The 24809-nt window shown below is 74.1% G+C and carries 25 protein-coding genes and 1 pseudogene; 12 read left to right on the forward strand and 14 right to left on the reverse strand.

Features of this window, described 5'->3' with window-relative positions:
* Positions 1–17: 17 nt before the first annotated feature.
* A complete protein-coding gene (locus tag ACVJO7_RS26550) occupies positions 18–923 on the reverse strand; it encodes a LysR family transcriptional regulator (RefSeq protein WP_491675128.1) in 906 nt (301 codons plus the stop codon).
* A gap of 161 nt (positions 924–1084) precedes the next feature.
* On the opposite strand from ACVJO7_RS26550, the gene ACVJO7_RS26555 reads away from it, so the two are divergent.
* Both ACVJO7_RS26555 and ACVJO7_RS26560 read left to right on the forward strand, forming a co-directional pair.
* On the forward strand, positions 1085–1684 hold the full coding sequence (locus tag ACVJO7_RS26555; protein ID WP_344020319.1) for a hypothetical protein: 600 nt from the start codon (positions 1085–1087) through the stop codon (positions 1682–1684).
* Positions 1681–2454 carry an SDR family NAD(P)-dependent oxidoreductase gene (locus ACVJO7_RS26560; RefSeq protein WP_491675129.1) on the forward strand — a complete coding sequence of 258 codons (774 nt, stop codon included), beginning with the start codon at positions 1681–1683 and terminating at the stop codon, positions 2452–2454. The genes ACVJO7_RS26555 and ACVJO7_RS26560 overlap by 4 nt, the downstream gene beginning before the upstream one ends.
* 9 nt (positions 2455–2463) lie before the next feature.
* Here the strand turns inward: ACVJO7_RS26560 and ACVJO7_RS26565 are convergent, their stop codons facing one another.
* Both ACVJO7_RS26565 and ACVJO7_RS26570 read right to left on the reverse strand, forming a co-directional pair.
* On the reverse strand, positions 2464–3900 hold the full coding sequence (locus ACVJO7_RS26565) for an ATP-binding protein (RefSeq protein ID WP_491675130.1): 1437 nt from the start codon (positions 3898–3900) through the stop codon (positions 2464–2466).
* Positions 3897–5597 (reverse strand): NAD(P)/FAD-dependent oxidoreductase, encoded by a 1701-nt coding sequence (locus ACVJO7_RS26570; protein WP_491675131.1) that lies wholly within the window; start codon positions 5595–5597, stop codon positions 3897–3899. Before ACVJO7_RS26570 ends, ACVJO7_RS26565 begins: the two co-directional genes overlap by 4 nt.
* Positions 5598–6011: 414 nt before the next feature.
* On the opposite strand from ACVJO7_RS26570, the gene ACVJO7_RS26575 reads away from it, so the two are divergent.
* The 3 genes and pseudogenes from ACVJO7_RS26575 to ACVJO7_RS26585 all read left to right on the forward strand — a co-directional run bounded on the left by ACVJO7_RS26575 (position 6012) and on the right by ACVJO7_RS26585 (position 7392).
* Positions 6012–6467, forward strand: coding sequence for a hypothetical protein (locus tag ACVJO7_RS26575; RefSeq protein ID WP_491675132.1), 456 nt, complete (start codon positions 6012–6014; stop codon positions 6465–6467).
* Positions 6468–6697: 230 nt separating this feature from the next.
* Positions 6698–7015, forward strand: a pseudogene (locus ACVJO7_RS26580) (PH domain-containing protein); the annotation flags it as partial.
* Positions 7016–7098: 83 nt separating this feature from the next.
* The gene (locus ACVJO7_RS26585) at positions 7099–7392 is read left to right on the forward strand and encodes an SHOCT domain-containing protein (RefSeq protein ID WP_491675133.1); all 294 of its coding nucleotides are present in this window, start codon (positions 7099–7101) and stop codon (positions 7390–7392) included.
* Positions 7393–7430: 38 nt separating this feature from the next.
* Here ACVJO7_RS26585 and ACVJO7_RS26590 read toward each other — a convergent pair whose 3' ends face one another.
* Entirely contained in the window at positions 7431–7577 is a 147-nt protein-coding gene (locus tag ACVJO7_RS26590) for a hypothetical protein (protein WP_491675134.1), read from the reverse strand.
* Between the two features lie 633 nt (positions 7578–8210).
* Between ACVJO7_RS26590 and ACVJO7_RS26595 the strand changes: the two genes are divergently transcribed.
* Complete coding sequence (locus ACVJO7_RS26595) at positions 8211–9122, forward strand: putative RNA methyltransferase (RefSeq protein WP_491675135.1); 912 nt, start codon at positions 8211–8213, stop codon at positions 9120–9122.
* A gap of 318 nt (positions 9123–9440) precedes the next feature.
* Here ACVJO7_RS26595 and nadD read toward each other — a convergent pair whose 3' ends face one another.
* Both nadD and ACVJO7_RS26605 read right to left on the reverse strand, forming a co-directional pair.
* Entirely contained in the window at positions 9441–10034 is a 594-nt protein-coding gene (nadD, locus tag ACVJO7_RS26600; RefSeq protein ID WP_344020353.1) for a nicotinate-nucleotide adenylyltransferase, read from the reverse strand.
* 9 nt (positions 10035–10043) lie between these two features.
* Entirely contained in the window at positions 10044–10676 is a 633-nt protein-coding gene (locus ACVJO7_RS26605; protein ID WP_491675136.1) for an alpha-ketoglutarate-dependent dioxygenase AlkB, read from the reverse strand.
* A gap of 62 nt (positions 10677–10738) precedes the next feature.
* Here ACVJO7_RS26605 and ACVJO7_RS26610 point away from each other — a divergent pair, with 62 nt between their 5' ends.
* Positions 10739–11401, forward strand: coding sequence for a DUF998 domain-containing protein (locus ACVJO7_RS26610; protein ID WP_491675137.1), 663 nt, complete (start codon positions 10739–10741; stop codon positions 11399–11401).
* An 80-nt stretch (positions 11402–11481) separates the two neighbouring features.
* Here ACVJO7_RS26610 and ACVJO7_RS26615 read toward each other — a convergent pair whose 3' ends face one another.
* Positions 11482–11844: a hypothetical protein gene (locus ACVJO7_RS26615; protein WP_491675138.1), complete on the reverse strand. Its 363-nt coding sequence runs from the start codon at positions 11842–11844 to the stop codon at positions 11482–11484.
* 136 nt (positions 11845–11980) lie between these two features.
* Complete coding sequence (locus tag ACVJO7_RS26620) at positions 11981–13021, reverse strand: iron-siderophore ABC transporter substrate-binding protein (protein ID WP_491675139.1); 1041 nt, start codon at positions 13019–13021, stop codon at positions 11981–11983.
* A gap of 75 nt (positions 13022–13096) precedes the next feature.
* On the opposite strand from ACVJO7_RS26620, the gene ACVJO7_RS26625 reads away from it, so the two are divergent.
* Both ACVJO7_RS26625 and ACVJO7_RS26630 read left to right on the forward strand, forming a co-directional pair.
* Positions 13097–13726 carry a hypothetical protein gene (locus tag ACVJO7_RS26625; RefSeq protein WP_491675140.1) on the forward strand — a complete coding sequence of 210 codons (630 nt, stop codon included), beginning with the start codon at positions 13097–13099 and terminating at the stop codon, positions 13724–13726.
* A 21-nt stretch (positions 13727–13747) separates the two neighbouring features.
* A complete protein-coding gene (locus tag ACVJO7_RS26630; RefSeq protein ID WP_491675141.1) occupies positions 13748–14584 on the forward strand; it encodes a hypothetical protein in 837 nt (278 codons plus the stop codon).
* A gap of 4 nt (positions 14585–14588) precedes the next feature.
* On the opposite strand, the gene ACVJO7_RS26635 is transcribed toward ACVJO7_RS26630, so the two are convergent.
* From ACVJO7_RS26635 to ACVJO7_RS26660, 6 genes are all read right to left on the reverse strand, one after another.
* Positions 14589–15209 carry a DUF4232 domain-containing protein gene (locus tag ACVJO7_RS26635; protein WP_491675142.1) on the reverse strand — a complete coding sequence of 207 codons (621 nt, stop codon included), beginning with the start codon at positions 15207–15209 and terminating at the stop codon, positions 14589–14591.
* A 74-nt stretch (positions 15210–15283) separates the two neighbouring features.
* Positions 15284–16720, reverse strand: a complete 1437-nt coding sequence (locus ACVJO7_RS26640) for a vWA domain-containing protein (RefSeq protein WP_491675143.1) — start codon at positions 16718–16720, stop codon at positions 15284–15286.
* 113 nt (positions 16721–16833) lie between these two features.
* A complete protein-coding gene (locus ACVJO7_RS26645) occupies positions 16834–17745 on the reverse strand; it encodes a serine protease (RefSeq protein ID WP_491675144.1) in 912 nt (303 codons plus the stop codon).
* Between the two features lie 155 nt (positions 17746–17900).
* The gene (locus ACVJO7_RS26650) at positions 17901–18785 is read right to left on the reverse strand and encodes an AAA family ATPase (protein ID WP_491675145.1); all 885 of its coding nucleotides are present in this window, start codon (positions 18783–18785) and stop codon (positions 17901–17903) included.
* An 81-nt stretch (positions 18786–18866) separates the two neighbouring features.
* Complete coding sequence (locus ACVJO7_RS26655) at positions 18867–19670, reverse strand: ABC transporter permease (protein WP_491675146.1); 804 nt, start codon at positions 19668–19670, stop codon at positions 18867–18869.
* Entirely contained in the window at positions 19667–20644 is a 978-nt protein-coding gene (locus ACVJO7_RS26660; RefSeq protein ID WP_491675147.1) for an ATP-binding cassette domain-containing protein, read from the reverse strand. Before ACVJO7_RS26660 ends, ACVJO7_RS26655 begins: the two co-directional genes overlap by 4 nt.
* Before the next feature lie 102 nt (positions 20645–20746).
* On the opposite strand from ACVJO7_RS26660, the gene ACVJO7_RS26665 reads away from it, so the two are divergent.
* From ACVJO7_RS26665 to ACVJO7_RS26675, 3 genes are all read left to right on the forward strand, one after another.
* Positions 20747–21562: a TetR/AcrR family transcriptional regulator gene (locus ACVJO7_RS26665; RefSeq protein ID WP_491675148.1), complete on the forward strand. Its 816-nt coding sequence runs from the start codon at positions 20747–20749 to the stop codon at positions 21560–21562.
* A 34-nt stretch (positions 21563–21596) separates the two neighbouring features.
* The gene (locus tag ACVJO7_RS26670) at positions 21597–23708 is read left to right on the forward strand and encodes a RecQ family ATP-dependent DNA helicase (RefSeq protein ID WP_491675149.1); all 2112 of its coding nucleotides are present in this window, start codon (positions 21597–21599) and stop codon (positions 23706–23708) included.
* A 93-nt stretch (positions 23709–23801) separates the two neighbouring features.
* Positions 23802–24782 carry an ABC transporter substrate-binding protein gene (locus ACVJO7_RS26675; protein WP_491675150.1) on the forward strand — a complete coding sequence of 327 codons (981 nt, stop codon included), beginning with the start codon at positions 23802–23804 and terminating at the stop codon, positions 24780–24782.
* The last annotated feature ends 27 nt before the right edge of the window (positions 24783–24809 follow it).

Here is a 24809-nt window from a genome sequence, read left to right on the forward strand (position 1 = left end):
GCCGCCCGGCCCCGGTCTCAGCTCCCGGCGCCGAACGTGTCCTGCACCGCCCGCGTCGCCCGGCGCAGCGCCGCCACCAGCGTCGACTGCTCGCCGTCCAGGGTGCACAGCGAGATCGGGCACGGATCGACGTCGAGCACCGGCACGAACGCGACGTCCGGATGCCGGAAGCTGTCCGCGACCGATCCCCCGGTGATCGCGATCGCCGCACCCCGGCCGACGACCTCCAGCAGCTCGTCCATGGTGTGCACGACCGGGCCGTAGCGCACCGGCGCCCCGCTGGGCCGCGGATCGCAGGCCCACCACCGCACCCACACCCGGTCGCTGCGGTCGTCGTCGACGTGCGGCTCCCCGTCGAGATCGGCGAGCGTGACCACGGACCGGGCGGCCAGCCGGTGCCCGGCCGGGAGCGCGACGACCCGGGGTTCGTGCCGGACCAGGTCGAACCGCAGCCCGCCGGGGTCGGCGACCGGCGGCCGGACCAGTGCCGCGTCGACGGTGCGGTCGCGGACCGCGCTCACCTGCTCGTGCCACGGCAGCTGGACGAGCTGGACGCTCACCGCCGGGGCGTCGCGCTGCAGCAGCTCCAGGATCCGCCGGGTGTGCGTGCCGGTCGCCGCGCTCATGAACCCGAGCCGCAGCACGCCGTGCAGGTCCCGCCGGTACGCCTCGATGCCGGCGACCGCCCGGTCGGCCGCCGCCAGCGCCGCCCGGGCGTCCGGCAGGAACCGGCGGCCGGCCTCGGTGGGGACGACCGGATGGGCGCTGCGGTCGAGCAGCTCCACCCCGAGCCTGCGCTCCAGCGTGCGGATCTGCTTGCTCAGCGCCGGGCCGCTCACCAGGAGCCGGGCGGCCGCACGGCCGAAGTGCCCCTCGTCGACGACGGCGACGAGATAGCGCACCAGGTGCAGGTTCAGGTCCACGGCGACTCCTCCGTCGCCAGTGTTGCACGCCATGTCGCTACCGGCGTCAACACCTGCGGTGATAACCGATCGGTTCACACGAGCGCCGGAACATGTCCTGGACGCTGCGCCGCCCGGCGGGCGAGCCTCTGCCGCACCACCAACGACGGAGGTACCACCACATGAGCCGTTACGAGCAGGAGTTCGTGACGATGTTCGCCGGGCTGGAGAAGCAGCTGGAGAACATCGAGAACCCGCGGCACCGGAAGATCCTCAAGAACTACCGCCTGCACGGTCTGCTGGAGGTGTCCGGGCGCTACCAGGAGCTGCTCGCCCCCGAGATGACCGTCGAGCACCCGCAGTACCGGCTGCACGAGGGCGGCCAGTCGATCGTCCTGGACGGGATGGCCGAGGTGACCGGCTTCTACGAGTCGCTGGTCGCGGCCAACGCGCTGGTCATGTGGGTGGCCGACCAGGACATCGCGGTCAACGACCACGGCTTCTCCGGCGAGGTCGTGTTCAACGCGTTCGTCCCGGCCCCGATGCTCGGCGAGAGCGCGTTCGGCAACGTCCGGGCCGGCGACGACCCGGCCGAGATGTACCTGCTGCGCCGCACGCTCGCGTTCGTCTGGCCCTACGACGAGCGGGGCAGGCTGATCGGCGAGCACGTCTACGAGGACGGCGCCTCCCGCGAGATCACCCGCCCGGACCCGGCCGACGTGATCACCGCCGAGCGGGCCGCCGAGCTGCTCGCCCCGGAGATCGCCCGGGAGCTGCCGTGAGCGTCGCACTCGTCACCGGGGCGGCCGGCGGCCTGGGCGCGGCGATCGCCGCCCGGCTCGCGCAGGAGCAGCCGGTGCTGCTCACCGACGTCGACGCAAGCCGGCTCGCCGAGGTCGCCGGCAAGCTCGCCGCCGACGGCGCGCGGGTCGCGCACGCGGTGTGCGACGTGGCGGACCGGGCGTCGGTCCGGGCCGCGTTCGACGCCGCCGAGGCCGAGCTCGGCGAGGTCGACGCACTCGCGAACGTCGCGGGCGTCGGGATGTTCGTGCCCTTCACCGAGCTCACCGAGCAGCAGTGGGACCGCACGTTCGCGGTGAACACCCGGGGCACCTTCCTCACCTCGCAGGAGCTGTTCCTGCGCCGGGCGGGCCGGCCGGGCGCGATCGTCAACATCGCCTCGATCGGCGCCCGGCTCGGCCTGGAGGTACTCGCCGACTACGGCCCGTCCAAGGCCGCGGTGATCGAGCTGACGCACGTGCTGTCCCGGGTGGGGGCACCGACCGGGCTGCGCGCCAACACCGTGATGCCCGGGCTGATCTGGACCGACATGTGGCGCACCACCAGCGAGTGGCTGCTGGCGAACGACCCGGCGCACGCCGGGTCGACCCCGGAGACGATCTTCCAGGGGTTCGTGGAGTCGATGGTGCCGATGGGGCGCCCGCAGACCCCGGAGGACCTCGGCGAGATGGTCGCGTTCCTGCTCTCCGAGCGGGCCGCGAACGTGACCGGCCAGACCATCGCGGTCGACGGCGGCACCGTGCTCACCTGATCCGCCCGGTCAGTCCTGCGGCTCGGCCACCTCGAACGGCAGCAGCACCTGGAAGCGGGTGTTCCCGGGCTCCGAGAGCACCCGCAGGTCGCCGTGGTGCCGGCGGACCACGATCCGCCAGGAGATGTCCAGGCCGAGGCCGGTGCCCTCGCCGACGGCCTTGGTGGTGAAGAACGGCTCGAAGATCCGGGAGCGGATCTCCTCCGGCACGCCCGGCCCGGTGTCGGCGATCTCGACCAGCAGCCGGTCGCCGTCCCGGCCGGTGCGCACGGTGAGGGTGCCGTGCCCGTCCATCGCCTGCACCGCGTTGTCGATCAGGTTCGTCCACACCTGGTTCAGCTCGGCGGCGTAGACCGAGATCGGCGGCAGGCTGCGGTCGAAGTCCTTGACCAGGGTGACGCCGTCGCCGAACTTGCCGCCCAGCATGACCAGCGTGGACTTCAGCAGGTCGTGCACGTCGACCGTCTGGTAGGGCGCCCGGTCCATCTGCGAGTACTGCTTCGCGGCGCCGACCAGGGTGGACATCCGGGTGGTCGAGTCGGCGATCTCGTTCATCAGCAGCTCGGTCTCGACCGTGTAGTTCAGCCAGCGGACCGCGCTCTCCAGCAGCGGCTCGGGCACGCTCGCCCGGACCTGCTCCAGCCAGTCGACGTCGATCCCGGCGGCGGCGAAGTTCGGGGCGACGTCCCAGGCGCCGGCGATGCCCTGGTCCTCCATCCACTCGCCGACCGCGTCCTCGGCGTCGCCCGCCTCGATCGGGCTCAGGTCGGGGGCCTTGCCGACCCGGTCGGCGGCGTCCTCCTGCAGCCTCATCAGGGTCTCCAGATCGGCCCGCTGGTAGGGGCCCGCCGCGATCAGGCCGAGCTTGTGCCGCATCGCGGCGACCCGCTCGCGCAGCGTGGCCGTCGCCCGGACCGCGGCCGCGGCCGGGTTGTTGAGCTCGTGGGTCAGGCCGGCCGACAGCGAGCCCAGCGCCAGCAGGCGCTCCCGCTGGGCGACCGCCTGCTGGGTGTTCTTGATCCCGAAGAACAGCCCCTCGAGCAGGTGCAGCGCCATCGGGAACCACGCCTGCATGAGCACCGCGAGCTTCTCCGCGTCGAGCACGTAGAACCGGGACGGCACGGTGACCCGCAGCGAGTTGCCGTACACCTGCGGGACCCGGTCGCCGAGGTAGGCGGTCCACGCCCCGGCGTACACGCCGCGCTGCGAGGTCCGCTCCACCTCGACGTCCTCGCTGCCGGACCGCCTGCTGATCACCACGGTGCCCTCGATGAGCACGAAGAAGCAGGTCGCGGCGTCGCCCTCGGTGTAGACCGGGCCGGGCTGGTGCAGCTCGACCCGGCCCTGCTCGCAGAGCGCGCCGAGCTGCTCGTCGGCCAGCTTCTCGAACAGGAACAGGGTGCGCAGCTCGTCCGGGTCGCAGCTGGTCTGCACGGCTTCGGTCATGACGGGTTCTCCAGGTACCGGTGGACGAGCGACACGGCCATCGCCCCGTCGCCGACGGCCGACGCGACCCGCTTCACGGACTCGGCCCGCACGTCGCCGGCGACGAACACCCCGGGCAGGCTCGTCTCCAGGTGCAACGGATCGCGGTCGGCGTTCCATCCCGCCGGGCGCCTGCCGTCGGTCAGGAGATCCGGGCCGGCCAGCACGAAGCCGCCCGCGTCGCGCCGGATCCGCTCGCCCAGCCACTCGGTCCGCGGGCTGGCGCCGATGAACACGAACAGGTAGCAGGCGTCCACCGTCTCGGTCTCGCCGGTCGCGCGGTCCCGCAGCGTCAGCTTCTCCAGGTGCTCGCCGCCGGTGGCCTCGACGACCTCGGTGCCGGTGCGGACGGTGATCGCGTCGATCCCGTCGATCTGCTCGATGAGGTACTGCGACATGGAGTCCTGCAGGCCCGGGCCGCGCACCAGGATGGTGACGCTGCCGGCGAAGCGGGCGAAGTACACCGCGGCCTGACCGGCGGAGTTCGCGCCGCCGACGATGTAGACGTCGTCGCCGGAGCAGGCCGACGCCTCGGTCAGCGCGGAGCCGTAGTACACGCCGCGGCCGACCAGGTCGGCCAGCCCGGGCGCGGTGAGCTCCCGGTAGGAGACCCCGGTGGCGAGCACGACGGCGTGCGCGTGGATCGCCGTGCCGTCGGCGAACCGGACCGTGCGGGCGCTGCCGTTGGCCTCCAGCCCGACGACGTCGCGGGTGGTCAGCACCTCCGCGCCGAGCCGGACGGCCTGCCGGCGGGCCCGGTCGGTGAGCTGGGCGCCGGACACGCCGTCCGGGAAGCCCAGGTAGTTCTCGATCCGCGAGCTCTGCCCGGCCTGGCCGCCGGTCGCGGTGCGCTCGACCAGCACGGTGCGCAGCCCCTCGGACGCGCCGTACACGCTCGCGCCGAGCCCGGCGGGGCCGCCGCCGACCACCACGAGATCGTAGAAGTCGGTGGCCGGGACCGTCGCCAGCCCGACCCGGTCGGCGAGCTGCACCTCCTCGGGCGCCACCAGGCACTCACCGGCCGGCGAGATCACCACCGGGAGCCGGGAGTCGTCGACCCCGGCGGCGGCCAGCAGCCGGCACGCCTCCGGCGCCTCCACCGGGTACCAGCGGTACGGGACCTGGTTGCGGGCCAGGAAGTCGCGGAGCTCGTGCGAGCGGGCCGACCAGCGGTGCCCGATCACCCGGGTCTCGCAGACCTCGCGGCGCTCGGCCCGCTCCCACGCCTCGATCATCGCGTCGACGACCGGGTAGAGCTTCTCCTCCGGCGGGTCCCACGGCTTGAGCAGGTAGTGGTCCAGGTCGACGACGTTGATCGCGGTGATCGCCGCGGAGGTGTCCGCGTAGGCGGTGAGCAGCACCCGGCGGGCCATCGGGTAGAGATCGAGGGCATGCTCGAGGAAGTCCAGGCCGTTCATACCGGGCATCCGGTAGTCGGCCAGGAGCACGGCGACGTCGTTGCCGCGCAGCGCCATCTCCTTGAGCGCGTCGAGCGCGGCCTGGCCGGACTCGGCGCGGACCACCCGGAACCGCTCGCCGTAGCGGCGGCGCAGATCGCGGGCCACCGCCCGGGAGACGCTCGGATCGTCGTCGACCGTCACCAGTGCGGGTTTCGCGGGCAGGAACGAGCCGGCGGACGACGCCGGGGATTCCGTCATGACACCATCCTGCCGTGCCGACGGCCGTCGCGGCAGGCTCATCGGGCGGCCCGCGCTTCCCGGCCGTTGTGGCGTAGCGGGCGGTAGGCGAGCCGGCGCAGCGCGGTCTCGGCCGGCCCGCTCCATCGCGTCGGCCGGCCAGGTCCCGATCCCGACCGCCGGCGCCGACCAGCGGGTGAGGTGGGCGCCGAGCGCGAGCCCGGACCCGCCGAGCAGCCGGGCCCGGACCACCGACCGGGCCAGGTACCCGCTCGTCGAGCGGCGGCCCGGCGCGACCAGCGCACGGACCGGCCGCGGGGTGTTCCCGCCCGCCCGGGTCCCCGGCCGGACGGCCCGGTCGCGGGCGCGGCCGGACTACGCTGTCGCGACACGGCCCGGCGCTGCCGGCGAGGATCTCCGACGGTGGTGGCTGGCATGTCCGATCAGGCCGGGGGCGCCCGCCCGCAGGTGAACCCACGGCTCGCGGCCGATCTGGTCGACGTGTTCGTCTACGTCGTCGTGCTGAACCTCTTCGTCGAGTACCTGCCCCGGGTGCTGAGCGAGACGTTCACCCTCACGCTGCTCACGGCCGTGCTGCTGAAGGCCGTTCTGGAGGTCGTGCTCGTCGCCAAGCAGCGGGTCGTCGCACGGCTGCGCGGGGCGTCCACCCCGCTCGGGAAGGTGACGGCCGCGGTGGGTCTCTGGCTGGTCGCGTTCGGGAGCAAGTTCGTCGTCCTGGAGGCGGTCGACCTGGTCTTCGGCGACCGGGTCAGCCTCGGCGGCTTCGTCTCGGTGACGCTGCTGGTCGTCACCCTGATGCTGGCGCGCTCCGGCGTCCGGTGGCTGCTGCACGGATCCGACGGGCGGGTGCCGCAGGTCGACGCCCGGTAGCGGGCCGCGGCGGTGGGCGGACCTCGTTCCTACACCGGAGGCCTCGCCCGGGCGTTCCCGTCGGCCCACCTGGACCGGCTGCTCCGGTTGACGGCGGTGTGGGTCCCGGCGGGCCGTTCCGTGGCAACGTCTCCGCCGCACCCGCGGAGGTCGGGGCGGCGGCGGACCACGATCCCCCATGAGAGGCTGGGCCTCATGAGCGAGGACATGCGCGCCGACATCGCAGCGGCATGGGGAACCTGGCCAACAAGCTCGGCAGGAAGCGGGACGTCCGCAAGCTCCCCGAGTACCTGAACGGCGGTGAGGTCGTCCTCGCCATGGCCGGTGGGCTCACCGCGGGCAACAGCGGCCTGCTCGTCGCCACCGATCGGCGAGCGCTGTTCGTCTCCGAAGGCATCGTGAACCACAGCTTCGAGGACTTCCCGTACGACCGGATCACCGGCGTGGGCTCGTCCCGCGGCCTGCTTCTCGGCAAGATCATGATCGCGACCGCCGGGGCGTCCCGCGTCGTCACGCAGGTGGACAAGGGCGAGGCCGAGGCCGTGGCCGCGATCCTGCGCGAGCGGGTGGAGGCCGTGACCCGGGAACGGTATGCGTCCCGCCCGCCACGGCCCCACCGCACATCCAGCAGATGCCGCCGCACCATGCCCACCCGCCGCAGTACCACGACCCCCAGCACTACAGCACCCAGCACCACAGCACCCAGCACCACAGCACCCAGCACCACAGCCCCCAGCACCACGCCCCGCCGCAGCACTACGCCCCGGCGCCCGCCTCGATGCCGGCCCACGGGGCCCCGGCCCCCTCGGCGCAGGCCGGGTTCGGTGTCGCCGCCGAGCTCCGCGAGCTCGCCGAGCTCCGGGACCAGGGCGTGCTCACGAACCAGGAGTTCGAGGACCAGAAGGCGCGCCTGCTTCGCCGGTAGACCGGCGCCGCCCGCCGGCGGTCACGCCGAGCACGGCGTCAGCAGTCGTCCTCGGGGACCAGGCCCTGCTCGCAGGCGTACTGCAGCTGAACCTCGCCGCTGGTCGGCGCGCGACCGGCGGACGTACCCGGGTCCAGGTACCCCTGGTAGGCCGCACAGGACGGGTCGAACTGCCCGGCGGCCATCGCCCGCTGCGCGCAGCCGGCATCGGACGTCGCCCGCGCGGCCCCGCAGGGTCCGGGTCCTCGCTGCGACGGGCAGCCTCCTGCGCCGCCGCGGCGACCCGGTCGTGCGTCGCCACGATCGCCTCGTCCACCGCCGACCGCAGCCCGGACGAGCCGGCATCGACCCGGGGCAGCAGACCGGCGGCGGGCGCGGAGGAGCTCGTCGCCGACGGGGCCGCCGGTTCGAGGGCGACCCGGTCCGCACCCGACGCGGCGCTGCACGCGGACGCGGCGAGGGTGGCGGCGACGGCAGCGACCAGGACGTGGCGACCGATTCCCACGGACCCCCTCTACCCGACGGTCGACCCCGTGAGCTGGGGTTCTGCCCACTGTGTCGCGAACGGTCCAACGAGGGTTACTGCGACTGAGGGATCGTCATCCGATCCGGTGTCGACTCGACGCTCGACGACGACCGGGCAGGTAGGGTCCGGGCCCATGTGGCTCCCGCTCGCGAAGCGCCCCCGCACCGCCTGAGGCGGTGCACCCCGCCGTCCGGCCTCGCGGTCCGACGGCCTCTAACCCGTGCCGACATGGGCTCGTCGTGCAGACGTGCCACCGCCGCGTCCCCCTCCGGTTCACAGGGACTGCGCGACCGTGGAGAACACACCCGCCGTCGGCTGCCACTCCGACGGCTCCGCCCGATACCCGACCCCGCTGGACGCCGTGCTCCGGCGGCTGCGGTGCCCGCTGTGCGATGCCGCTGCGCTGCAACGGAACACCGACACCCTCCGGTGCCCGGCGGGGCATTCCTTCGACATCGCCCGCCAGGGCCATGTCACGCTGCTGCCCGGCCGGCGCCGCCACCGCGGGGACACCGCGGCGATGGTGGCGGCACGCGAGTCGTTCCTGGGACAGGGCCACTTCGGGGCACTGCGCTCGACGATCACGGCGTTCGCCGTCGAGCACACTCCCCGGCAGGACGGACTCGTCGCCGATCTCGCCGGAGGCACCGGCCACTACCTCGGAGCCGCCCTCGACGCGCTCCCGGGCGCGTGGGGCGTGACCCTGGACCTGTCCGTGGCGGCACTCCGACGCGCAGGCCGCGCCCATCCGAGGGCCGCTGCCGTCGGCGCGGACATGTGGCAGCCACTGCCGCTCGCGTCGAGCTCGACCGACGTCGTGCTGAACGTCTTCGGTCCACGGACACCGGCGGAGATCGATCGTGTCCTGACGCGTGACGGGATCGCGATCGTCGCGACCGCGGGCGCCGACCATCTGCGCGAGCTGCGCGGCCGACTCGGCGTGGTCGGCGTGGACCCCCGCAAGGCGGACCGGTTGCGCCACGCCTTCGCGGGCTTCACGGCCGTCGCCCGGCAACAGGTGCGATGGCGGCTCGCTCTGGAGCCCCGCGAGGTCCGCGCACTCGTCGGCATGGGGCCGAGCGCCCATCACGTCGACGGAGACCACCGTGACCGTGTGCTCGCACGGCTTCCGCGGATCGTGGGGCTGACCGCCGCGGTGGACGTCGTCGTCCTCCGTCGGGATGCGACCCGGGGCGCCGGATGACGCGGCACGTCGGGCGATCGGAGATCGTCCCGGACGCCCGATTCCGGAGACCGTGCGCAGTCGCCTGCCGTCAGGGCAGCAGGGTGAACGCGTCCACGTGCCGCGGCCGCACGACACGGAAGTGGCGGTGGTCGAGGGTCGCGACCTCGGCGATCCCCGGCTGCTCCGCCAGCGCGACCACGGGCGCAACCGATGCTCATGCGCGCGCCGACGCGCACGTCGACACGGCGCCGGGTGCGGGTCTCCGCTGACCGTCCGAGCCAGGTGATCTTGTACCGGATTTGTACCGACGGGGGTGCCGCCCAGAGAAGCCGCAGCTCAGCGGCCCGGATTCAGGTAGAGGCTGCGCTTGGAGATGTACTGGACGACCCCGTCCGGCACCAGATACCAGACCGGCCGCCCCGCGGCCACGCGCGCCCGGCAGTCGCTCGACGAGATCGCCATGGCCGGCACCTCGACGGTCGTCACCGACCCCTGCGGCAGGTGCCCGTCGGCGAGCTCGTAGCCCGGCCTCGTCACGCCGACGAAGTGGGCGTGCGAGAACAGCTCGTCGATCTTGTGCCAGGACAGGATCTGCTGGAGCGCGTCGGCGCCGGTGATGAAGAACAGCTTCGCCTCGGGCATCGCGGCGTGCAGGTCGGCCAGGGTGTCCGCGGTGTAGGTGGGGCCGTGCCGGTCGATGTCGACGCGGCTGACCGTGAAGCGCGGGTTCGACGCCGTCGCCACGACCGTCATCAGGTAGCGGTCCTCGGCGGGTGAGACGTCGCGGTCGGACTTCTGCCACGGCTCCCCGGTCGGCACGAAGATCACTTCGTCGAGGGCGAACCGGTCGGCCACCTCGCTGGCCGCCACGAGGTGGCCGTGGTGGATGGGATCGAACGTCCCGCCCATCACCCCGATCTTGCGCTGCATCGCCGCAGACTATGTCGCTCCCCCGGCCTGGTGCAGCCCCGGTGCGCCCGGATACAGGTGCCGGAACTGCACGCTGATCCGCGGCCCGGACACCGCCATCTTCGGCACGCTGTGTTGCCAGGTGCGCTGGCAGGTGCCGCCCATCACCAGCAGGTCGCCCGACGCCAGCGGGAACGACACCGACGCCCCGCCCCCGGTGGGCCGCAGCCGCAGCGGCCGGGTCGCCCCCAGCGACACCAGCGCGACGACGGCCTCGGGCCGCTCCCGCGCGACCCGGTCGCCGTGCCACGCGACGCCGTCCGCCCCGTCCCGGTAGAGGTTCACGCCGATCTGGGTGAACCGGACGCCGTACCGCTCCCCCAGTTCGGCGGCCATGTCCCGCAGCCGCACCGGCGGCCCGTCCGGCATGTCCGGTATCCAGCGGTGGGTCAGCCGCGGCTCGTCGACCATCCGGTCGTACATCCGGCGGCGGTGCCCGCGGAACGGCACCGACCTGCGCAGGTGGTCGAACAGCGCGTCCGGCCCGGGGACCCAGCCGGGTGCGACGTCCACCCACGCACCGTGCGCCAGCTCGTGCCGGAACACCGGCGCCGGCTCCGCCCCGACCTCGGCGAACAGCGATCCCTGCCAGCACGCGTCCACCCGACGGAGCCTACCTCGGATCGAACAGAAGTTCGAGTCTCCCGCCTGGGACGATCTTCGTCATGACGTCGCCGACTCCGCGCGCCGAGGGCGCCGTCCTGTCCTACCTCGGGCTCCGGCGGGCGGTCGGCGTGATCGGGATCGGGCTGCCGTTCGTGCTGGTCATCGGGGATCTGGCGCTCGGCGGCGACGGACTGCGCGACTCGATCAGCCGGTACTGGTACTCCCCGGTGCGTGACGTCTTCGTCGGCAGCATGTGCGCGATCGGTGTCTTCCTCTACTGCTACCGCTACGACCGGCCGGACCGGCTGCTGGCGAACGTCACCGGGACCGCGGCGATCGCTGTCGCGCTGCTGCCGACCAGCCCGGAGACGGGTGCGACGACGGCCGGGACCGTCGTCGGATGGCTGCACCTGGTGGCGGCGGCGATCTTCTTCGTCGGGCTCGCGGTGTTCTGCCTGGACCTGTTCACCCGCGGCGACGTGCACAACCCGCGCAAGGCCGCCCGCAACCGGGTCTACCGGATCTGCGGCGCGACGATCATCGCCAGCCTGGTGCTGGCGGCGCTCGACGCCGCGTTCCTGCCGGACGCGCTCGCCGCGCGCTGGAACACGCTGTTCTGGCTGGAGGCCGTCGCGATCCTGGCGTTCGGCGTCGCCTGGTTCGTCAAGGGCGACACCGTGCTGCGCGACCCGCCGTCGTCGGACCCGGCGCCGGCGACCTGAGGCCGGTCCCGGACAGGCGAACGGGCCGGTCCGGAGGCCCCCTCGTATCCGGAACCGGCCCGCCCACCGGAGCGGTCGGCTCAGCCGACCGGACCGGCAGCCATCTCCCCGCCGGTCGCACCGGTGATCAGCTCGAGCACGCCGGCCAGCGGCTCGGGGACCGGGGACTCCTTCTTCTCGTCCTTCTCGTGGCCGTGCTCGTGCTTGTGCTTCTTGTCGTGCTTCTTGTCGTGCTTGTGGTGACCGTGCTCGTGGTCACCGTCCTTGCCGTGGTCCTTGCCGTGGTCCTTGCCGTGGTCCTTGCCGTGGTCCTCGTGCTTCGAGTGGTCCTTGCCGGAGGACTCCTCGTAGCCGGTGGAGCCGGCGAAGGCCATTCCGGGGCCTGCGACGGCCAGGGGGAGCAGGGCCGCGCCGACGATCGCGCCGCGAACGGACTTCCGCATCTCACAACCTCCTTGTTGATCGATAGACCGTCGCAAACGGTCTTGCCGGGGTAACGAGGGCTGCGTGCGGCCGCAACGGAGCGTCACCCGATCGCGTCACGCTCCGAGGTCGTCGCAGGTCGGCGGCGGCGCGCCGTCAGGAGGTGGCCCGCGTCGCGGCCTCGCCGAGGATCGGCAGGTAGGAGTCCAGGACCCAGGGGATCGACAGCACCGACGGCGCGGAACTCGCGACCACCCGGTCGGCGCCGACCACCGGCGCGAAACCGCCGGCCGCCACCGCCGGGATCAGGTCGACGCCCGGCGTGTCGCGGAACGCCTGCTCCTCCTCCGGCGTCGCGAAGAACGCGATGAGCAGGTCCGACTCGACGCCGGACACCAGCTCCGGGCTCACCGTGTAGTAGACCTCGTCGCCGCCGGGGGCGTTCTCCTCGACGTAGGGCGCGAGCACGAGTCCCATGTCGGTGACGAGCTGGACCCGCACGTCGCCGGCCCGGAACACGCCGAGCGAACCGGCGTCCATCCCGCCCGAGTAGACGAAGGTCCGGCCCGCCAGCTGCGGGAACCGCTCGACCGCCCCGCCGAGGAGCGCCTGCGTCTCGTCGATCAGCTCCCGGGCCCGCTCCGGCTCGCCCAGCGCGTCACCCGCGATCCGGGTCTGGTCCTGCCAGCCGGTGGAGTAGGGCGCGTCCGGGTAGGCGACGGTCGGCGCGATCGCCGACAGCTGCTCGTACTCCGCGGGGGTCAGGCCCGAGTAGGTCGCGAGGATCAGGTCCGGCCGGGCCGCGGCGACCTGCTCCAGCGGGATCGCCGCGAGATCGTCGGTGCCGATGACCTGCGGGAACTCTCCACCGGACGCCTGGATCGCGTCGCGCACCCAGGGCAGCACTCCCTCGGCGTCGCCGCCGTAGACGGTCCGTGGGATCGCCACCGGCACCACGCCGAGCGCCAGCGCGACGTCTGCGTTCGCCGCGCTCAGCGTGACGACGCGCTGCGGGCGTTCGGGGACCACCGTCTCGCCCAGCGCGTGCGGGATCGTCACCGGGAAGCCGGCGGTGTCGGCAGCGGTGGTGTCGGCCAGGCGGTCGTTCCCCCCGCAGGCGGTGAGCAGGAACAGGCCGGCGGCTCCGGCCAGCACCCCCCGGCGAGTGACGGTGGACTGCGGTACTGCGACGGGCACGGAGATCCTCTTTCTGATGGGGAAGGCGAGCCTAACCTCGCACCCGGCGGAACCGGCTCGGATACGGTGGTGGCGATGGACACGACGTGGCCCGTGCTGACCCCGCTGACGCCGGAGATGCGCTGGTTCCAGCGCGGTCTCACCCTGCTGTTCGCGGCCGGTGCCGTGACGCCGATGGCCCTACTGGCGGTGGACGGGCTCGCGGCCTGGCAGTGGATCGTGTGGGCGTTCGGCCTTGTACTGCTGTTCGCGTCCGCCGTCGCGACGTGGCGGCTGTCCGGCAGCTGGCCCAGCCGCGTCGCGAACCCGGAGGTGCTGCGGGCCTCCCGGTGGCGGGACCGCCGGGCGGCACGACGAACACTCCTCGGCGGACGCGAGCTGGACGCCGCCGGCCGACGGCACGCCGCCGTGGCCGTCGCCACCTGGTCGAGCAGCGTGGGGCAGGTGCCCCTCTTCGGCACCATCGTGGGATTCCAGCTCGTGCTCCTCGCAGTGCGGACCGATCCCGACGCGATCACGTTCTTCGGCCCCGTCGTGATCGCGATCGGGTTCGTCGGGTTGGTCGTCGTCACCGTGTCGGGCAGCCGCCTGCCCGCTGCCGCCCGGCGGGCCGGGACCATGCCGGAGATCCTCGACCACGCCGTTCGGCGGGGCGACGTGCACACCCACCGAGCCGGCCGAGACCGTCGGGACGGCCCCGGGTGACCCGCGGGTAGCGTCGCCGCCATGCGCGCTCCGGACACCGGTGACCGGGCTCCCCGACCTGCCGGCCCCCGCTCCCCCGCCGTCGCCGACCGGCCGGACCTCCCGAGCTACCCGAATGCCGGACCCGGACCCGGCAGCAAGGCCGGCCCCGGAACTGCGGCCGGTGCCGGTCCCGCAGCCGGATCCGCGGCCGCCGACGGGCCCGACCACGGGACCCGTACCGGGCCGGCGGCCGGGGAGCCCGGTACCGGCCACGTCACCCCGGCCGGGCCGTGGCCGACGGTGCGCCCACCGTCCACCCGGGCGGTCGTCGCCGGGAAGGCGGCCGCGCTGGTCGGCGTCGCCTGGTTCTGCGTCGTGTTCTCGGTCGCCACCGACGTGCTGTCCCGGGCCGAGTACCTGCTGGCCGGTGTCGTCGCCGGCGGGGTGCTGAGCGCGGTCGGCGTCGTGCTGCTGTGGCTGTACGCCTCCCGCACCCCGGCCCGGGTCGCGCCCGCCCGCGGCCCGGACATGGGGCTGGCCACCGACCGGGCCACCGCCCGGGCGGTGCTGCGCTCCGGGGGCACGCCGGACGCCGAGCAGCGCAGGCTCGTCGCCGTCGACGTGCAGGCCGACGCCCGGTTGCCGCAGCTCACCGGGGCGACGTTCGCCCTGCTCGGCCCGCTGGTCGTCGCCGTGGCGAACGCGAGCGGATCGCTGCCCTGGCTCGGCCCGGTCACGGCCGGGCTGATCGTGCTGGTGCTGGCCGCGCTGGCCCGGCGCACCTGGTCGGCGTACACGCTGCACCGGATCGCGGACCGCCGGCACGTCGTGCCGCGGTTCGAGGGCACCGGCACGCCGTGGCGGCCCTGGCCCTGACCGGTCAGCCGGCCCCGGCGGTCACCGGCCCGATGTAGCTGCCCGGCCGGGTCGCGCCGCCCTGCCGCTGCACCGCTGCACCCGGCCAGCGCAGCACCGACGACGTCGTCTCGTCCGGCGGTGTCACGACCAGCTCGGTGGGCGTCCAGTCGCCGCCCGGCAGCCAGGTGATCACGGTGTGCGCGGTGCCGCCGGGCCCCAGCCGCACCGGGCCAGGCTGCTCCGCGGAACGCGGCAGCGAGTACGACGGGCCGAAGGTCGGGTCGTCCGGACCGCGCAGGTCGACGCCGCCGAACCCGCTCGTCGTGCAGGACCGCGACGAGGTGTTGGTCCAGACGACCGTGGTGTGCCGCTGGCCGGCCTCCCCGGTCGTGGCGCCGACCGCGGCGTCCAGCTCGGCGTCGGTGCACCGGCCGGTCCCGTCCTCGTTCCCGCCGGTCGGCGCGGGTGTCCCGGTGGCGGTGCCGGTCGCCGGAGCAGGCGTCGCGGACGCCGCCGCCGACGCCAGCGCCGACGGGGTGGCGACCGGCCCGGCCGCCGAGGGCCAGCCGTCGCCGCCGCAGCCGGCGAGCAGCAGGCCGGCCGCGCACGATGCCACCGCGAACGGCACCCGGGTGATCCTCATGGGGACACCCTTGCGCCGTGGACCGCTCGCCCGCATCCGGGCGCCGCCCGGTCCACCCGGCCGGGTGGCGGCACTCAGACCGGGAGCAGCCCCTCCACGACGTCGGCGAGCTGGGTCGCGGTGCGGCACTCGTGCATCGGCAGCACCTCGGCGTACTTCTTCGCCGCGGAGTCCCCGGTGCCCCACATCCGCTGCGGCTCCGGGTTCAGCCAGTGCGCGTGCCGGGCCCGGCCGGTCATCATCGCCAGGCCGCGCAGGTTCGGATCGCGGTAGTTGGTCCGGCCGTCGCCGAGCACCAGCAGCGACGTTCTCGGGGTGATCACCGCGGCGTAGTGCTCGACGAAGTCACCGAACGCGCTGCCGTAGTCGGAGTGCCCGTCGAACGCGGTCAGCCGGGCCTCGCGCAGCACCCGCGCCATCACCCCGCCCAGCTCCGCGCCCGGCTCGAACAGGTGCGTCACCTCGTCGGTGCGCTCCACGAATGCGAACACCCGCACCTTGGAGAACTGCTCGCGCAACGCCTGGACCAGCAGCAACGTGAAGTGGCTGAAGCCGGCGACGGACCCGGACACGTCACACAGCACGACCAGCTCGGGCCGCCCCGGCCGGCGGGTGCGGTACGCGGGCTCCATCGGCACCCCGCCGGTCGACATCGACCGCCGCAGTGTCCGCCGCAGGTCCAGCCGGCCGCGGTGGGCCCGGCGGCGCCGGGCGGACAGCCGGGACGCGAGCCGCCGGGCGAGCGGATGCACGGTGCGGCGCAGCTCGGCGAGCTGGGCGGTGTTCGCGGTGAGGAAGTCGACCCGGTCCGGCTGCTTCGGGGTCGCCGAGCGGGCGACCTGCTCGCGGCCGCGCTGCTCGGCCGTCCGGCGGCGCACCTCGTCGCGCACCATGTCCCGGAACCGGGCGATCCGGTCCCGCATCTCGCGGCGGCGGACCTCGGAGACGAAGTCGGTGTCCTCCTCGTGGCGCAGCCCGTCCAGGATCCGGGCGAGCAGCGTGTCCGGGGAGAGCGCGTTCAGCGCCTGGTAGGCCGACCAGTTGGGCTGTGCGGCCTGCCCGCGCACGCCCTGGCCCGCGGCGCCGGACGTGCCGATCGCCTCGACCGCCGCGCGGGCCAGCTCGCGCAGGGTCTCCTCGTCGCCGTCGCGGAGCAGATCGGCGAGGATCTCGCGCAGCGCGTCGACGTCGACCGGGCCGGTGCCGTCGCCGGTCGCGTCGTCGGTGCGGGGCACGTCGACCTCGGACACCCCGGCGCCGAGCGCGGGCGGGAACCACAGGTCGAACAGCGCGTCGAAGGTGTCGCGCTGGCCGGACCGGCGCAGCAGCGCCGCGGCGAGCCCCTCGCGGAGCTGATCGCGGTGCAGCAGGTCGAGCGCGCCGAGCACGCGTGCGGCGTCGACCGTCTCCCCCGGCCCGACGGCGACGTGGTGCCGGCGCAGCGCGGACACGAAGTCGACGAGATGCCCGGGCAGGCCGTGCTCGGGGCCGGACGTCGGCGGTGCGGTCACCGACCCATCATGCGCGAGGGGACCGACATTTCGCGACGTCCCGGCCGTGCCGCCGAGCGACGGCCGGGACGTCGTCGTTCACCGCGGTCCCACACCGCGGGGTCCTCCACCCCTCAGCCGAGGTCCACCGGCACCGGGTTCGGGGTGAACGACAGCTCGCCGGTGACCAGCCGCAGCGCACCGCCGAAGCCGCCGGGGCCGTTCGCGTGGTCGAGCGCGCTGCGCAGGTCGGACACCCCGTTGGCGCCCGCGACCGGGGCGAGGTTCAGCGTGGACAGCACGCCGAGCGCGGTGCCGTCTCCGGAGAGGTAGCCCGAGCCGGAGTCGCCCGGGATGCCCGGCAGCACCGTGCCGACCTGGTGCGTCCAGCCGCCGCCGGTGGTGCCGAGCGAGACGCCGGTCTTCGGCCGCAGCGCGGTGATCCCCTGGCGCAGCGAGGAGTTGCCGTAGCCGAAGACGGGATCGCCGGCCCGGGTGCCGTCCGGGTCGACGCCGGTCGGGCCGCCGTAGAACGGCATGGTCGGGTTGGTCCGGCCGATGTCGGCCGGGTCGATCCGGACCAGCGCGAAGTCGTTGTAGCGGCAGGCGTCCGGATCGGTCTCGCCGGTCTCCTGCATGGTCAGCCAGGACGAGTAGGCCAGCGTGCCCGGGTGCTCCGCGCCCTCGATCTCGACCGGTGTCCCGAGCGGCAGCGAGCCGGTCTCGCAGCCGTCGATCTCGGTGGTGGCGCCGGTGCCCGCGCAGTGCGCGGCCTGCCCGAGGAAGACGTCCGCGCCGTCGGTGAACACGAAGTTCGCGGTGCACTGCGCCTCGCCCGCGGTGTAGGTCATCACGCCGGGCACGACGGTCGCCTCGTCCGGCGTCGCGAACCCGGTCCCCTCCTGGGCGGACGCGGTCCCGGCGGCCGCGACGACGAGCGCCAGCACGGCCGCCGCCGCCGCGCCGGTCCGGGCGAGGTGACCGCGGGCCGGTCGGGCCGGGCGGGCTACCCGGGTGGTGCGGTCGCGCTCCGGCACGGCGGTCATCGGCGTCGGGCCTCCGGGTTCGTCACGGTGGGGTCAACCGGCTCAACTGGCGCGGCGCCCCGTGGTTACGCGACGTACCGCCGGATCGCCGATCTTCACTCCATCGAGCGCCCCTCTTGTTCGGCCGGACGGCGGATGGTAACCGTCCGTCCGAGTCAGTTGAGTCGCAGCTCGGCGGCCGCCTTGTCGGCGTCCGAACGGTGCTTGAGCACGACCCCCAGGGTGGCCCGCACAGCGTCGTCGTCGAGGGTGTCCAGGCCGAGCGCGAGCAGCGTGCGGCCCCAGTCGATGGTCTCCGCGACGCTGGGGACCTTGCGCAGCTCCATGGCGCGCAGCACCCGCACCGTGCGGACCAGCGCGTCGGTGAGCTGCTCGGTCAGCTCCGGGACCCGGGTGAGCACGATCCGGCGCTCCAGGTCGGCATCCGGGAAGTCCAGGTGCAGGAACAGGCAGCGCCGCTTGAGCGCCTCGGACAGCTCGCGGGTGGAGTTGGAGGTGAGCAGCACGAACGGCCGCCGGTTCGCCGTGACCGTCCCGAGCTCGGGGATGGAGACCTGGAAGTCCGACAGCACTTCCAGCAGCAGGCCCTCCACCTCGACGTCGGCCTTGTCGATCTCGTCGACCAGCAGCACCGTCGGGTCGGTGCGGCGGATCGCGGTGAGCAGCGGGCGCGGCAGCAGGAACTCCTCGGAGAACACGTCGTCGCGGGTGGTGTCCCAGCCCTCCTCGCCGCGGCTCGCGGTGATCCGCAGCAGCTGCTTGGCGTGGTTCCACTCGTAGAGCGCGCGGGCCTCGTCGATGCCCTCGTAGCACTGCAGCCGCACCAGCCCGGCGTCGGTCGCCGCCGCCACCGCCTTCGCCAGCTCGGTCTTGCCGACCCCGGCCGGGCCCTCCACCAGCAGCGGCTTCCCGAGCCGGTCGGCGAGGAACACCGTGGTCGCGACCGCCGTGGACGCCAGGTAGCCGGCGTCCCCGAGCCGCTCCACCACGTCGGCCACCGAACCGAACGCGGGCTGGTGGGTCGCGTCGCGTGGGGTCACGGCGATCATCCTGCCCTGCTCCCGGACGCGGCGCCGCCCCCTCCCCGCCGCGGGGTGACCCGGGTCACCCCGCGGCGGGCCTCACCGGCTGCGCCGGGCGAACGCCCAGGACGCCGCCGCGAGGAACAGCACGGCCGCGCCGGCGCACCAGGCCAGCGCGACCGCCACCGTCGACCCCAGCCGCACGGCCGGGGCGCCGTCGGACCCCATGCCCACCAGCAGCCCGCGGACCGACTCGATCACCGGCGTCACCGGCTGGACCTCGGCGAACCCGCGCAGCCAGCCGGGCATCGTCTCCGGCGGGACGAACGCGCTGGAGACGTAGGGCAGGAAGAGCATCACGAACCCGAATCCGCCGGCCGCGGCGGGTGTGCGCACCACGACGCCGACGAACACCGACACGCAGGTGATGGCGAGGATGTAGGCGGTGACGACGCCCACCGCGCCCAGCCCGGCGGCGATGCCGGCGTCGGCCCGGAAGCCGATCAGGGCCGCCACGCCGAGCACGATGGCCGTCGTGACCAGGTTGCGCGCCACGCTCGCCAGCACGTGCCCGGCCAGCACCGTCGCGCTCGCGACCGGCATCGACCGGAACCGGTCCATGATCCCGTCCGCCATGTCCTGGGTGACCGCGATCGCCGTGTTCGACGCCCCGAAACCGGCGCACAGCAGGATCACGCCGGGGGTGGCGTAGGTCAGGTAGTCGGTGCCGACCTCCATCGCGCCGCCGAAGACGTAGACGAACATCAGCATGATCAGGGTCGGCATGATCAGCGCGACCAGGAGTTCGTCGGGATCGCGGCCCGCGAGCCGCAGCGCCCGCCCGGTCATGGTCGCGGTGTCCGGGCCGAACCGCGTCCACCGCGCCTGCACCGGGGCGCTCACGCCGCGGCTCCCCGGTCGCCACCGGCCGCCGCGGCCCCGCGATCGCCACCGGCCGCCCGGCCGGTCAGGGCGAGGAACGCGTCGTCCAGGCTGGGCGCCCTGACCTGCCACTGCTCGGGCACGGCACCCGTCCGTTCGACGCCGGCGAGCACCTGCCGCACGTGCCCGACCGAGCCGTCGGTGGGCACCCGCAGCGTCCGCGAGCCCGGGACCGGCAGACCCAGCGCCGCGGCCACCCTGGTCGCCTCCGGGCCGGCGGCGAAGGTGAGCTCGACGCCCGCGTCGCCGACCCGGCGCTTGAGCTGGGCCGGGGTGCCCTCGGCGACCACCCGGCCGGAGTCGATCATCGCGACCCGGTCGGCGAGCCGGTCCGCCTCCTCCAGGTACTGGGTGGTGAGGAACAGGCCGGCGCCGTCGGCGACGACCCGCTCGATCACCTCCCACATCCCGCGCCGGCTGCGCGGGTCGAGGCCGGTGGTCGGCTCGTCGAGGAACAGCACCCGGGGGCGCCGGACCAGCCCGGCGGCCAGGTCGAGCCGGCGGCGCATCCCGCCGGAGTAGGTGTCCAGCCTGCGGTCGGCCGCGGCGGCCAGGTCGAAGGCGTCGAGCAGCTCGTCCACCCGGGGGCGCACGGCGCGCCGCGGCAGGTGCGCCAGCCGGGCCATCATCGTCAGGTTCTCCCGGCCGGTCAGCTTCCCGTCGACGGCCGCGTACTGGCCGGTGAGGCCGATGACCTCGCGCACCCGGCGGGCCTCGGACACCACGTCGAACCCGGCGACCCGGGCGGTCCCGCCGTCCGGGCGGGCCAGCGTGCCGAGGATGCGCACGGTGGTGGTCTTCCCGGCGCCGTTCGGGCCGAGCAGGGCGAGCACCTCGCCGCGGCCGAGCTCCAGGCCGACGCCGTCCAGCACCCGCACCGAGCGGTAGCTCTTGCGCAGGCCGGTGGCCTGCACGAGGAGATCCGTTCCGGTCATCGCCGTCCCCCTTCTGATTACGGTACAAACTGTTTATAGCATTAACTGCTTACCGTGGACACCGTCGGCGTCCCGCCGGATCGGGACGGGAGGATGGGCGGCATGGGCGAGCACGAACCTGATCCCGGCCTCCCGCCGACGCTGCGGAGGCTGTGGGGCCGCGCGGAGCCGCCGCGGCGGGGGCCGAAGCCGGCGCTGAGCGTGGACGCGATCGTGCGGGCCGCCGCCGCGATCGCCGACGCCGAGGGGCTCGCGGCGGTGTCCATGGCCCGGGTCGGTGACGCGCTGGGCTACTCGGCGATGGCCCTCTACCGGCACGTCGAGAGCAAGGACGAGCTGCTGGCCCTGCTCGCCGACCACATCGCCGCGGACCTGGCGATGCCCCCGCACGCCGGTGACTGGCGGTCCGGGCTGCACGCCTGGACGCTCACCCAGATCGAGGCAGTGCTCGCCCGGCCCTGGTTCCTCGACCTGCCGCTGGCCACCGTGCAGCCCGGGCCGAACCGGGTGCGCTGGCTGGACGAGGCGTTCGGGGTGCTGCGCGGGATCGACCTGCCCGCCGCGGAGAAGCTGGCGATCATCGGCCTGCTGGCCCAGCACGTGCTCGCCGAGGGCCGGGTGCAGGTGGAGGCCGGGCGGGCGGCGGCGGCCGGGGCCCGGCGGGCCCGCGGGCTCCCGGCCGACGCCCCGGTCGGCGGACTCACCCCGGACGAGCTGGCGGCGGCGAACCCGCTGAACGACTTCGAGGCCGTGCTGCGCCTACTCGCGGAGCCGGCCGACTACCCGCACCTGACCGAGGCGCTGGCCGGCGGCGAGGGCGGGTTCGGCGCCGCCGACCCGGACACCGACGTCGACTTCGGGCTCACGATCGTGCTCGACGGCGTCGAGGCGTACCTGCGACGCCGCGGCGCCCGGTGACGCGCGCGCGGAACTGTCGGGGGGTGGGTGCAGCATGGCGGGCATGACGGCTGAGGGGGACGCCGCGCTGCGGGCGCGGGCGGAGGAGGTGCTCGGGCAGCTGGCCGGCCCGGGCGCCCGGCTGCGCGAGGACCAGTGGACGGCGATCTCCGCGCTCGTCGCGCAGCACCGCCGGGCACTCGTCGTGCAGCGCACCGGCTGGGGCAAGTCGGCGGTCTACTTCGTGGCCACGGCGCTGCTGCGCGAGCAGGGCGCCGGGCCGACGGTGATCGTCTCGCCGCTGCTCGCGCTGATGCGCAACCAGATCGACGCGGCGATCCGGTCCGGGATCGTCGCGGTCACCGTGAACTCGGCCAACGCCGACGAGTGGGACGCGGTGTACGCCGACATCGCGGCGGGCGACGTCGACGTGCTGCTGGTCAGCCCGGAGCGGCTGAACAACCCCGACTTCCGGGACCGGGTGCTGCCGAAGCTGGCGGCGAGCGCCGGGATGCTGGTGGTCGACGAGGCGCACTGCGTGTCCGACTGGGGGCACGACTTCCGGCCGGACTACCGGCGGCTGCGCACGCTGATCGCGGAGCTGCCGCCCGGCATCCCGGTACTGGCGACGACGGCGACCGCGAACGACCGGGTGGTCACCGACGTCTCCGAGCAGCTCGGGATGGGCCGCGACCAGCAGGACACGCTGGTGCTGCGCGGCTCGCTGGACCGCGAGTCGCTGCGGCTGGCCGTCGTGTCGCTGCCCACCCCGGCGCGGCGGCTGGCCTGGCTGGCCGCGAAGCTCGACGAGCTGCCCGGCGCCGGGATCGTCTACACGCTCACCGTGCAGGCCGCCGACGAGGTCGCCGAGTTCCTGCGCGAGCGCGGGTTCGCGGTGCGCTCCTACTCCGGGAAGACCGATCCGGAGGACCGGCTGACGGCCGAGTCCGACCTGCAGGAGAACCGGGTGAAGGCGCTGGTGGCGACGTCCGCGCTCGGCATGGGCTTCGACAAGCCCGATCTCGGGTTCGTCGTGCACCTGGGCGCGCCGGCCTCACCGGTCGCCTACTACCAGCAGATCGGCCGCGCCGGGCGCGCGCTGGAGCGGGCCGAGGTGGTACTGCTGCCGGGCCGGGAGGACCGCGACATCTGGGCGTACTTCGCGTCCCTGGCGTTCCCGGCGGAGCCGCTGGTCCGCCAGACCCTCGACGTGCTGTCCGACCATCCGCAGTCGACGGCGTCCATCGAGACCCGGGTGGACCTGTCCCGCACCCGGCTGGAGATGCTGCTCAAGGTGCTCGACGCCGACGGTGCGGCGAAGCGGGTGAAGGGCGGCTGGATCGCCACCGGCGAGCCGTGGGTGTACGACACCGAGCGGCACCAGCGGGTGAACGAGGCCCGCCGGGCCGAGCAGCAGGCGATGCTCGACTACATCGCGACGTCCGAGTGCCGGCTGGTCTTCCTGCGCCGCCAGCTCGACGACCCGGATCCGACGCCGTGCGGGCGCTGCGACACCTGCACCGGCACGGTGTGGTCGAACGACGTGCCGGCCGACGGCGAGCAGGCGGCGGCCGAGCGGCTGACCCGCCCCGGGATCGAGCTCCCGCCGCGCAAGATGTGGCCGTCCGGGATGAAGGAACTCGACGTCCCGCTCTCCGGCCGGATCGCGGCCGGCGAGCAGGCCGGGCCCGGGCGGGCGGTCGGGCGGCTCTCCGACATCGGCTGGGGCACCCGGCTGCGCGAGCTGCTCGCCGGGCCGGACGAGCCGGTCCCCGCGGACGTGCTCGACGCGGTGGTCCGGGTGCTGGCCGGGTGGGAGTGGGAGCAGCGCCCGGTCGGCGTGGTCGGGATCGGCTCGCGGACCCGGCCGCACCAGCTCGACCACCTGACGCGGCGGATCGCCGAGATCGGCCGGCTGCCGCTGCTCGGGTCGCTGCCGCCGGCCGGGGAGCGGCCGGGCCCGAAGGAGAACTCCGCCCAGCGGCTCGCCGCGGTGTGGTCGGCGCTCGACACCGGCACGCTGCCCGACCTGTCCGGTGTGGACGGGCCGCTGCTGCTCGTCGACGATCTCGTCGACTCCGGGTGGACGATGACCGTGGCGGCCCGCGCCGTCCGCCGGGCAGGTGCGCCCGCTGTGCTCCCGATGACACTTGCGGTCGCCGGCTGATCGGCTATTGACAATCCCCTCGGGTGAGTAGAGGTTTGCCTCGCCTTACCGAAGGGATACCTCATGAAGTCATTGCCGCTCAGGCGGTTCCCCGTGGTCGCCACCCTGCTGTCGGCCGCGGTCGTGCTCGCCGGGTGCAGCTCCCCCGCGTCCGAGGACGGTGCGTCGGCGGACCCCGCCGACGGCCGGTTCCCGGTGACGATCACGCACGCCTTCGGCGAGACGACGATCCCCGAGAAGCCGCAGCGCATCGTCGCGCTCGGCGCCAACGACCTGGCCGTGGCCCAGGCGGTGGACGCCCCGATCGTCGGAGCCGTGCAGAACGTGAGCGGGTCCGGCCCGGCGCTGCCGTATCTCGATCCGCTGCCCGCGGAGGTGCTGTCGATCAGCGGCGAGACCCCCACGATCTCGGCCGAGCAGATCGCCACCTTCGATCCGGACGTGATCCTCGCGGTGTCCGCGTGGCAGGTCGCCGACCGGGCGACCTACGACCAGCTCTCCGCGATCGCCCCGGTCGTCGCCCCGACCGAGGGCCTCTACGCCGCCTCCATGCAGGACGACGCCCGCCAGGTCGGCCGCGCGATCGGCGAGGAGGAGAAGGTCGAGGAGCTGATCGCCACCGCCGAGGGGCAGCTCGCCGAGGTCCGCGATCAGCTCCCTGGGCTCGCCGGGAAGACCTACCTCTACGGCCAGGCGCGCGGCGAGATCCTGCCGATGGTCGTCGGTGAGCAGAACCAGTCGACGGTGTTCATGCGGGCGCTGGGCCTGGACGTCCCGCCGTCGTTCAAGGACGCTCCCGCCTCCGACGATCTCGCGCCCGGCACCGTCGGCGTGTCCTACGAGGAGGTCGGCCGGCTCTCCGACGCCGATCTGCTCATCATGACCTTCGCCGGTGCCGACGACCGGGCGACGTTCGAGGGGAACGAGCTGGTGCAGCGGGTGCGCGCGGTGCAGGAGGGCAACTACGTCCCGATCGACCTCGACACGGCCGTGGCGCTGCAGGCGCCGAACCCGGTCTCGACCGGGTGGCTGCTCGACCAGCTCCGGCCGGCCCTGGAGAAGGTCGCCGGCTGATCGGGACCCGATGTCCTACCCGCGAGT

The sequence above is a fragment of the Pseudonocardia sp. DxW genome, from assembly GCF_058448985.1.